The organism is Streptomyces sp. 8N706, from assembly GCF_052245415.1.
GTDB lineage: Bacteria > Actinomycetota > Actinomycetes > Streptomycetales > Streptomycetaceae > Streptomyces.
Map to the genome: position 1 here is coordinate 1 of NZ_JBQQBW010000176.1, position 9,427 is coordinate 9,427.

The following is a 9,427-nucleotide window of genomic DNA, read 5'->3' on the forward strand; positions in this document are numbered from 1 at the left end:
TGCCTGGCCAGGCAGCCGCCACGTTGCTGAGTCGTCTACTTCCGCGGATGCAGAATCCTCAAGGCGAGATCACACGACCAAGGGCCGTCCCCTCCTGCGGTAGTTCGTCGAAGCGATCCCCGCCTGGCGAAGAGGGCCGCGCGCCTTGAAAGCGCTAGCGCATGTCATCGCTGTCGGCCCCCATTGGCAACTTGGTCCGGATGCGTTAGATAGTCCTCGATTTGTCGCACCATCTGTCGCACCTCCGCCTCTTCGACTGCGGGCGCCACAAGGCCGCCGCAGGCTGAGCGCGCAGCATCGCTCAGGCACGTCCACTCTGACCAGCTGCACGGTGGCCCCACATCGGCGATGTTCACCACCGCCAACCAGTCAGTCCCGTGCTGCACTTCGCCGTGTAGGACTTCCAGGTATTCCTGTGCGTCCGAATCACCCATCGCTGCTGCGACCTGCCACCAGCGATACGCCGAACCCACTTCATCCAGGTATTCCCACAGTTCAGCGATGCGCCGAGCAGTCCGTCCGGTGGAAGTACTCGCCTTCCAACGGCACAAGAGCAGAGCCAGTTCCTCGACCGCAGGCCCGCCCCTTGCAAATGGCGTGTCCTGAGAATCGCCAGCCCCACTGGTGCCGTCCGGGCACTCTCCCCCGGCCGGGGGCCGGCCCGAAGGCCGGCCCCCCACCTGGTTCGAGACCTCTGCCGTCCGCCCGAAGCCCTTGAGGACCTGGTAGAGGCGGTCCAGCAGAATCAGCACGGCAAGAATCCTGTGCTGGCCATCTCGAAGTTCCCCCATGCTCACGCTGTCACCTCCTCCGATGACTCATAGACCGTCTTCTGCAACCTGTTCAGCGCCGCATTCAGGTACCGCTTCACCGTGTCTTCCTTGAGGCCAAGCTCCTGCGCAGCCTCTGCCGGGGTGAGGTCCTTGACGAAACACAGGGTCACGACCTGCCGCTGACGCTCCGGTAAAGCCGGGAGCAGTTCGTCGGTGATCCATTCGTAGATCCCGTCACGCACGCTGACGTACGAGGCATCGGGTATGCCCAGGTTCGACGTGCCCTCCGGCAATTCCTCCGGAGGGTAAGGCTCGAGCCTGCGGGTCCTACGGAACTGGTCGATGACCGCACGATCCAGCGTCGTGCGGCCGTACCCGACGAGCGACCCCTGCCTCGCAGCGAGTCGGGGCCACGCCTTGAACAGCCGCTCGTACGTACTTTGCACGGCGTCCTCAGCGTTATGCATGTTCTTATCCGTCGCCATCATCGCGGCGACCAGATACCGAGCGCGGGTGCTGCGGACAAACTCCTCGAAGTCCGCCGCCGCGCCCAGGCAACACCTCGTGTCCTCCTCGGTCACGCGACCTCCCGGTCGTCGACAGGGAGCACTGGGAAGGAGTGCACGGTAGACGGCTTCCACACAAGCCAGTCCGGCTGCCCAGCCTCGAACTGAACCACCGCCCCTCCCGAGGGGAGCACGCCTGCAGCGGCCACGATCGAAGCGCGCTGCTCGCGCTCAGCAAGTCGAGCCTGGTGGGATTCCAGGCACCGCTCCATCGCCGCGGCGACACGGCGCCCGGCGTACAGCAGCAGGAGCACAAGGGGGACTGACGCGCCACCCGCTCCCGCGATCTCCAGCCAAGTCATCTGACTCGGCTCCTTTCTGACGAACTCAGCAGATGTCGAAGGCCACGCCTTCACCCACCTACACGCCGCAGGATCCCGGAATCCGGATAGGTCAGAACAAGATTCTTTCATTTCGTTGGGATTAGTACGCCAGTGCACTGAATAAACTGATTGCACTCCAGTTCGGTTCATGCAATTAAATCGAACTCGACTCCGAATCATGGAGAGCTGCAGACACTGGGAAGCGTTGGGCCCGGCCACTCGCCTCACAGCTCGGGCCAGCCCGTACGGCCGGCTTACACACTGTCCCGGACTCATCTCCAGGACCGGTGTCGCCTATTGGCATCCGATGCAAATTGGCGTCGGTAGTAGTTGCGGGGCAAGAAGTAGCGCTGAGAATGATCTTCGCCTTCCGGCTCACCCGACGTTCGAGTTGGACCTCGTCAAGTCCACGATCATTCTCGAACAGTCGGCCGCTGCGGGGCGCGTCGAGCAAGGCCTGCGGCGTTACCAAAGCCGATCGGCGCTGTGGTCCGGACGGCCTAAGCTCGTGTCTCCGAGGCTGCGCCGGCCGTTGCAGGAAGTATGAAGACAGCCATGAAGGTCCATGTGGCCGCAACCCTCGCCGCCGTCGCGGTGTTGCTGTCCCCCACTGTTGCGCACGCTGGTCTGGTGCGCGACGATGTGAACAGCCCTATTGTCAACCAGCAACAGGACATCCAGGTAAGCGACGGCTTGCTGGGGGGCTTGGGCTGGGGCGGCGAGAACACGGTCACCTTGAACAACTTCAACAACGTGGGCGGGTGAGCTCATCGTCTCCGGCACTCGCGAGGGACTGGCCGCCGCCCGCGCCCGCGGCAAAGTCGGCGGCCGGCCCACCGTCGTCAACCCGGACATCATCCGGGCCGCCCGCGAGATGCTCCCCAACCACAACCACTCGATCACCTCGATCGCCAAGCTCCTAGGCGTCAGCCCGGGCACCCTCTACAACCACATCCCCGATGTGCAGGAACTGCACCAGCGGCATCCCCACCCAGCTCGAAGCGGGCACCCGATGATCCCCGGCCCGCACCGGCTCAAGGGTGGCGCCCTCCAGCTCGGCGCCGAGGAACCCGGCCTTCCCGGGCCGTTCGGCACCCGGACCGGCGAATACGGTCATGCCTCGAGGGAGGCATTGCGCAGGAATCCTCCGCTCTCGCGAACGCGCCGTTGATGAGGCGCTGTAGGCCCTTGTGCGGCGAAACCGCAGGACATGACGCCTGTCAGGACAACCAGGCGCCCCGGATGAGAGCCCTGACCGGCCCCCAAGTACACTTGCGCTACCAACCACAGAGAGCAGCGCCGGAGGCCCCATCTCTTCGCGAGATGAGGGCTTTTTTGCTGTCAGGAGCCCTCCATCGAGCTGAAGAGATGGAGGGCTTCCTTGTGCTTGCAAGGAAGCAGGGATGGGGCCTGCTGAGGATGACGTGGTAGTTCGTCACCGGGCGGGCTCCGCCCGGTGACCTGCCCGCGGGGCGGGAACCTCGCCGGTCTGGAGGGCAGCGAAGTCGGTGTGGGCCTGGGCGATGGCTTCGGGGTACGCCTCGCGTTTGGCGTGCTCGGCGAGCGCCCGGTAGATGCTGGCCACCGAAGGGTTTTGGCCCTTGCGCTTGCCGGTGGGGATGATCAGGTCGGGCTGGATCTGCTCGACGGACTCGCCGAGCTCCCTCCGGCGGAGCACGGTGTGCAGCATGTCCTCGGTGATGACCGGCGTTTCCCTCTCGTCTCGTACGGGATGGGCAGGCCCGGGGCGGCCGACGTGGTTACCAGGCCGATGGCGGCCGTCCCGGGGCGTAGTTACAGCGCGAAGTCGTCGTTTTCGGCGCGGGTCCAGGCGCACGTGGCCGCGTGCGGCCCGTTCGCTGGGGAACTCGGCCAGCGCCCAGGCGCTGGCGCGGGCGGTGCGGGTGCAGCCCTGGGCACCGCCCCGGCCTCCGATACAGCCGGGGCGGCACGCGGGGCCGTCAGTCCTCCAGGGCGGCGGGTTCGTCGTCGTAGTCGTAGAAGTGGCTGTCGGCATCGGTGACTGCAGACAGAGCACGGTGGAGGTGCTCGCGGGCGATCTCCAAGTCCTTCAGCACTGGGCCGTCCTCCGGGCTTAGGCCGGCCGCCACCCGCTCGGAGGTGACACGCACCGCCAGCTCGAACACCAGTCGTTCGGCAGTACGCAGAACCCGGGCGCCGACGAAGGCGCGCAATGCGTCGGCGGCCGTCTCGCTGCGCTGGATGTCGTGCTGGAGCGCGTACATCGCGTGCAGCAGCCCGAAGTACGGGTCGTTGTAGGGCAGCGGGAGTGCGTCGGTGTCGCCCAGTACGACCGTTGTGTCGGCAGTCGGGGCGCAGCGGGCCTGGAGCCACCGCAGCGGCCGGGTCAGGAACTGGGTAGCGGTACGAGACATGCGGTATTTCCTTTCGATGGTTCTGGCGGTACGCGGGGCCGTCAGCGGTGCGCGGCGGGCGCGCACGTGCGGCGCACCCCGGCGGTCGGGGCCCAGAGCCGGTGTGGTCACGCTCTGAGCGACCGGGGTCATCGCCTCGCACTCCTGGCAGTACTGGGCGAGCATGTTTCGCGGTTGGGTGAGCTGATCGGCGAACGTCTGTCGCTCGGCCGGGAGCATGTGGTCGACGATCCGCTGGGCCTCGGCCGTCTCACCGTGGAGGATCGCGAACAGGGCGGCTGTCTCGGCGTAAGCGATCGGAGATGGCACTCACGGCTGCTTCTCCTTGCCGCTGCTCGCAGCGTCGGCGGGGAGTTCGTCGACTTCGCTGTCGTCCTCGGCGGGCTCGGTGCCGATGTGGTCGAGGAGCTCCAGCAGGTGCGCCGGGCTGGTGACGGTGGTGTGCCGTCGCCGGATTCGAGAGTGAACTCCTCCGCTCAGCCCAGCGATCGCGTGGTACCGAGGACCTCGTGCGCGGGCTGGTAGCGCAGCCACTGGCCGGGGGCGAGGAAGAGGGTGGCGGTGCCGTCCTCGTAGCCGCGCCACAGGTCCCGGTTGTGGAGGAAGTTCGACGGCCCGCCGAGAGCCCATCCGGCGTACACCGCGCGGGACGCTGCGTCCGCGGCGGCAGCCCCCATCAGCCGCGGGATGGCTTCTGCCAGCGACCGGGCGGGCCGGGGCAGAGGTGGGGGGAAGTGGGTGTGGCTGGTGAGCTGTCGGCGCCAGGGGCTGATGGCGGTGTCCAGGAGAGCCGGCGAGGCGTTGGAAAGCGGTGGGGTTGTCCGGCAGGGTCACGAAGTTCTCCTTCGCTCGGAGGGATGGGTGCCTCGGGGCGGCCGGGACTGGAGGCCAGCGGCCGCCCCGAGGGCGACAGGGGGCGCGGGGAGGGGAAGCGGCGAGCGGACGTGCGTGGAGAGCCGGGCGACGTCGCATTCGCAGGTGCTGTCGTGCGAGCGGAACTCTTCATTGCTCCACGGAACCGATCGACCTTCACCACCAGCCCGGGCCGAAGATCACAGCTCTACAACACACCGTGTGGTGCATGAGCCGGACCGCGGTGAACGAACACGAGTCGGTGCACCTGCCCTGGTCAGGGCCCAACTCCGCCGTGCTCGGGGGGCCTTGAAGGGCTGGCGTGAGGTGCGGTTGAAGCTGAGCGGTTCCGCTCGTGCACCATGCGCTCGTGCACCAAAGCCTCTCAGCGGTGCGCGGGCCGCCGCTGTGGGTGTGGACGATGCGGCGGTACACGGCGAGGCCAGCGGTCCCGCCCCGGATGGGCAGGTGACACTCGGGGCAGCCCTGCGCCCAGATACCCCGGCCGGGAGTTCGGACGGGGCGAAGGGGTGCGGTTGCGGTGGAGGGGTGCTTATCCGCGGACCGCCTCCACGGCCTGCGCTTCGATGTCGGCGCGGCCTGCGGGATCGTCGTCCTGGTCCTCGTCCTCGTGCGGGCCGTGGACAGTGCAAACGATGTCCGGGTCGCTGTCCATATCGCCGGTCAGGGCGCGGTGCAGACAGGTGATGCTGTAGACCGGCGCCCACGCGTACCCGTCGCACTCGGGGTCGACCAGGCAGGGCAGCAGCACGTCGAAGCCGATGTCGCCCTCGCCGTCGACATCCTCGCGGAAGGCGAGGGTGAGGTACTGCTGACCAAGGCGAATCTCCGCGACGCGGTCACCGCCCGCCAGGTCGGAGCCCGGCTTCCAGCGCCACAGCGGCAAGATCTCCGAGCCGAAGAAGCGGCGGGGCAGGAGCAGGTCACCCAGGCCCTCGCTGCCGTCCAAGCCGAGGTCGACGATCCGGGCCTCGCTCAGGCGCCGCAGGTGCGGCTCCAGTCGGTACAGGCTGTCGGCGAAGACGACCTCGTTGAATCCCTCGCTGCTCAGCAACTGGTGGCAGTGGACCATCTCCTTGTGCTGGGCGAGCACCACATCGTCGGGCACGGTTCGGTTGGCTGGGCGCGGGCGCTGCCGGTCGACGCAGACGGAGGCCGGGGTGGCGACGATGACCGCGATGGCGGGCATGCCGTGCCGCTTGGCGGCGGCGACCAGAGGTGCCCTGGCAGACCGTTCGACATTCGTTGCGTCCACGATCGTGTTGCGCTTCGGGGTCGAGGAACATCGGAACGAAAACCGGCGCTAAGCCCTTCGCGGGCCTGAGAGCGCTTTGACCTGGGGCTCTACGGGGGCGGAGCCTTCGGCAGTCGTGGTGATCATTGACTGTCTGGGGGTCCGGGGTGCCGGTCGAGTTTCTGACGGATTCGCAGGCTGCGGCGTACGCGGCGTACGACGGGGCACCGTCCGGTACGGAGTTGGAGCGCTTCTTCTTCCTGGACGACGCGGACCGGGCGCTGATCGAGCCGAAGAGGCGGGCGCACAACCGGCTGGGCTTCGCGGCCCAGCTCACGACCGCGCGGTATCTCGGGTGTTCCTGGACGACCCGACCGACGTGCCGGCGGAGGTGCCCGACTATCTCGCCGAGCAGCTCGGTATCGCGGACGCGTCGGTGCTGAAGACGTACGGCGATCGGGAGAACACTCGGCTCGATCACGTCCGTGAGCTGCGGCGGGTCCTGGAGTACACGGAGTTCGCCGAGGCGGAGGCGGAGCTGCGGGTGTGGGTGGATGCGCGGGCCTGGACGACCGGGGAGGGCCCGAAGGCGCTGTTCGATGCGTCGGTGGTGTGGCTGCGGGAGCGGCGGGTGCTGCTGCCCGGTGTGACGACGCTGGCCCGGCTGGTCGCCTCGGTGCGGGAGGCGGCGAACCAGCGGCTGTGGGACACCCTCTACGGGCTGCTGAGCACCGGTCAGCGGGCCGTGCTCGATTCCCTGCTGACCGTGCCGCCGGGGGCGCGGGTGTCGGAGTTGGACCGGCTGCGGCGGGGCCCGGTCAGGATCTCCGGGCCCCAGATGAAGTGGGCGCTCGCGCGGGCAGCGGAGATCGCCGATTTCGGAATGGCCGAGGTGGATGTGTCCGCGATACCGCGGCGGCGGTTGGCGGAGCTGTCGCGGTACGGGGTGGACGGCAAGGCGTCGCTGCTGCGCCGGCACGGCGACTCTCGGCGCCTGGCCACGCTGCTGGCCACCGCGGTTTACCTGACGACCCGCGCGGTCGACGACGCCCTGGACCTATTGGAGGTGCTCATCGCGACGAAGCTGCTGGCCAGGGCGGAGCGGGAGACAGCGAAGGAGAAGCTGAAGACGCTGCCGCGGGTGGAGCGGGCCGGCGCGAAGCTGGCCGCCGCGTTCCAGGTCGTGTTCGACACCACGAGCGAGCAAGTCGACACCGACAGCGGGGAGATCACCCCACCGAAGGTGGAGACCCTGGAGGCGATGTGGGCGGAGATCGAGCAGGTCGTGCCGCGTGACGAGCTGGCCGCCGCACTCGCCGCGCTGTTCGAGCTGACCCCGCCGCTCGACTCCGACGCGGACGAGGCTTGGCGGAGCCAGCTCCTGACCCGGTTCGGCACCGTGCGGCCGTTCCTGGGACTCCTGGTGACGGTGGTCGACTTCGGTGCCACCCCGGAGGGCCTGCCGGTCCTGAAGGCGCTGAAGACCCTGCCGGACCTGATGGGCAGGAAGAAGGTCGGCCCCGCCGAGATCGACACCGGCCTGCTCGCCGGGTCCTGGCGGCGCCTCGTGTTGTCGGCGCCGCACCTGGAACCGGGCACGGTGGACTGGAAGGCGTACGCGTTCTGCGTGCTGGAGCAGTTGCACCGGATGCTGCGCCGGCGGGAGGTGTTCGCGAAGAACTCCTCCAAGTGGGGCGACCCGCGGGCCAAGCTCCTCGCGGGCGAGGCGTGGGAGCAGACCAAGCCCACCGTGCTTGCCTCCCTCAACTTGCCCGCCGAGGCCGGGGAGCATCTGTCCGCGCGGGCTGCGCCGCTGGACGGCACCTACCGCGAGGTTGGGGGGCGGGTACCGGCGAACTCTCAGATCGTGTTCGACGACGACGGACGGCTGCACTTCGCCGCCCTGGAGCCGGAGCCGGAACCGGCCTCCCTGCGAGCTCTGCGGGAGGCAGTGGAGGCGATGCTGCCCCGCGTCGACCTGCCGGAGGTGCTGCTGGAGGTGTTCTCGTGGACCGGTGCCGACCAGGCATTCACGTCCGTCACCGGCGGCGAGGCGCGGCTGAAGGACCTGAACGTGACGATCGCCGCGCTGCTGGTGGCGCACGCGTGCAACGTCGGCTACACCCCGGTCATCGGCTCCGCGGACGCGCTGAAGTACGGGCGCCTGTCCCACGTCGACCAGACCTATCTGCGGCTGGCGACGTACCGGGCCGCGAATGCGGCGCTGGTCGACTACCAGGCGTCGATCCCGCTCGCGCAGGCTTGGGGCGGCGGGCTGGTGGCCTCCGTGGACGGCATGCGGTTCGTCGTGCCAGTGCCGAGCGTGTACGCGCGGCCGAACCCGAAGTACTTCGGGCGCCGGGGCGGCGCCACCTGGCTCAACATGATCAATGACCAGGCGGCGGGGCTGGGCGGGAAGGTGGTGGCCGGCACCCCGCGCGACTCCCTGTACGTGCTGGACGTCCTCTACGATCGCGACGGCGGCAAGCGCCCCGAGACGATCGTCACCGACACCGCCTCTTACAGCGACATCGTGTTCGGCCTGCTCACCCTCGCCGGATTCGCGTACGCGCCGCAGCTCGCGGACCTGCCCGACCAGAAGATGTGGCGCATCGACCGCAGCGCCGACTACGGCGCCTTCCAGGACGCGGCCCGCGGCCGGGTCGACCTCGCCCGCATCGAGCGGCACTGGGAGGACATCCTGCGGATCATCGGCTCGATCCACACCGGCGCGGTGCGCGCTGACGACGTGATCCGGATGCTGTCGCGCGACGGGCGCCCCACCCCGCTCGGCGACGCGATCGCGCGACGGGGGGATCGCCAAGTCCCCTACACATCCTGCGCCTGGCCGACGAGCCCGGCTACCGCCGCCAGATCAAGGTGCAGGCCAACCTCCAGGAGGGCCGCCACTCCCTCGCCCGGAAGATCTTCCACGGCCGCTCGGGGGCAGCTTACCAGCGCTACCAGGACGGCATGGAAGACCAGCTCGGCGCGCTCGGCCTGGTCCTCAACGCCCTCGTGCTGTTCACGACGCGGTACACGGACGCCGCAGTAGACCAGCTGCGCGCGGACGGCTTCGACGTCCGCGACGAGGACGTGGCCCGCCTCTCGCCATTCGTGCGGCACCACATCAACATGCTCGGCCGGTACTCCTTCCAGCTCCCCGACCTGCCCGGAGGCGTGCGACCACTGCGTGATCCGGATGCCGTAGACGGCGAGTGACCGCCGCTCATCGGGAGACGCCGACCAGCCCCTGCTGCGG

Annotated in this window: 8 protein-coding genes and 2 pseudogenes; 2 read left to right on the top strand and 8 right to left on the bottom strand. The window is 68.6% G+C overall.

Annotation, left to right across the window (positions count from 1 at the left end; translation table 11 throughout):
- Positions 1-164 precede the first annotated feature (164 nt).
- The 3 genes from ACTWQE_RS32680 to ACTWQE_RS32690 are packed head-to-tail and all read right to left on the bottom strand — an operon-like array spanning position 165 to position 1,641.
- Positions 165-797 carry a hypothetical protein gene (locus ACTWQE_RS32680; RefSeq protein WP_443332715.1) on the bottom strand — a complete coding sequence of 211 codons (633 nt, stop codon included), beginning with the start codon at positions 795-797 and terminating at the stop codon, positions 165-167.
- Positions 794-1,354 carry an RNA polymerase sigma factor gene (locus tag ACTWQE_RS32685; RefSeq protein ID WP_443332716.1) on the bottom strand — a complete coding sequence of 187 codons (561 nt, stop codon included), beginning with the start codon at positions 1,352-1,354 and terminating at the stop codon, positions 794-796. The genes ACTWQE_RS32680 and ACTWQE_RS32685 overlap by 4 nt, the downstream gene beginning before the upstream one ends.
- Positions 1,351-1,641 carry a hypothetical protein gene (locus ACTWQE_RS32690; protein ID WP_443332717.1) on the bottom strand — a complete coding sequence of 97 codons (291 nt, stop codon included), beginning with the start codon at positions 1,639-1,641 and terminating at the stop codon, positions 1,351-1,353. Before ACTWQE_RS32690 ends, ACTWQE_RS32685 begins: the two co-directional genes overlap by 4 nt.
- Before the next feature lie 576 nt (positions 1,642-2,217).
- On the opposite strand from ACTWQE_RS32690, the gene ACTWQE_RS32695 reads away from it, so the two are divergent.
- Entirely contained in the window at positions 2,218-2,427 is a 210-nt protein-coding gene (locus ACTWQE_RS32695; protein ID WP_443332718.1) for a hypothetical protein, read from the top strand.
- Positions 2,428-2,581: 154 nt separating this feature from the next.
- Here ACTWQE_RS32695 and ACTWQE_RS32700 read toward each other — a convergent pair whose 3' ends face one another.
- The 5 genes and pseudogenes from ACTWQE_RS32700 to ACTWQE_RS32720 form a co-directional block, all read right to left on the bottom strand.
- On the bottom strand, positions 2,582-2,779 hold the full coding sequence (locus ACTWQE_RS32700) for a hypothetical protein (RefSeq protein ID WP_443332719.1): 198 nt from the start codon (positions 2,777-2,779) through the stop codon (positions 2,582-2,584).
- Positions 2,780-3,097: 318 nt separating this feature from the next.
- Positions 3,098-3,352 carry a hypothetical protein gene (locus ACTWQE_RS32705; protein WP_443332720.1) on the bottom strand — a complete coding sequence of 85 codons (255 nt, stop codon included), beginning with the start codon at positions 3,350-3,352 and terminating at the stop codon, positions 3,098-3,100.
- A 271-nt stretch (positions 3,353-3,623) separates the two neighbouring features.
- A complete protein-coding gene (locus ACTWQE_RS32710; protein ID WP_443332721.1) occupies positions 3,624-4,367 on the bottom strand; it encodes a hypothetical protein in 744 nt (247 codons plus the stop codon).
- A gap of 167 nt (positions 4,368-4,534) precedes the next feature.
- The gene (locus ACTWQE_RS32715) at positions 4,535-4,735 is read right to left on the bottom strand and encodes a hypothetical protein (protein WP_443332722.1); all 201 of its coding nucleotides are present in this window, start codon (positions 4,733-4,735) and stop codon (positions 4,535-4,537) included.
- Positions 4,736-5,463: 728 nt separating this feature from the next.
- Positions 5,464-6,201: pseudogene (locus ACTWQE_RS32720) on the bottom strand (ATP-binding protein); the annotation flags it as partial.
- Positions 6,202-6,332: 131 nt separating this feature from the next.
- On the opposite strand from ACTWQE_RS32720, the pseudogene ACTWQE_RS32725 reads away from it, so the two are divergent.
- Positions 6,333-9,387: pseudogene (locus ACTWQE_RS32725) on the top strand (Tn3 family transposase).
- Positions 9,388-9,427 lie beyond the last annotated feature (40 nt).

What these genes read in the sequence shown, in the direction of transcription:
- ACTWQE_RS32690 (WP_443332717.1), bottom strand. Translation starts at nt 1,641, where the DNA reads ATGACTTGGCTGGAGATCGCGGGAGCGGGTGGCGCGTCAGTCCCCCTT.
- ACTWQE_RS32695 (WP_443332718.1), top strand. Translation starts at nt 2,218, where the DNA reads ATGAAGGTCCATGTGGCCGCAACCCTCGCCGCCGTCGCGGTGTTGCTG.
- ACTWQE_RS32700 (WP_443332719.1), bottom strand. Translation starts at nt 2,779, where the DNA reads ATGACCGTATTCGCCGGTCCGGGTGCCGAACGGCCCGGGAAGGCCGGG.
- ACTWQE_RS32705 (WP_443332720.1), bottom strand. Translation starts at nt 3,352, where the DNA reads ATGCTGCACACCGTGCTCCGCCGGAGGGAGCTCGGCGAGTCCGTCGAG.
- ACTWQE_RS32715 (WP_443332722.1), bottom strand. Translation starts at nt 4,735, where the DNA reads ATGGGGGCTGCCGCCGCGGACGCAGCGTCCCGCGCGGTGTACGCCGGA.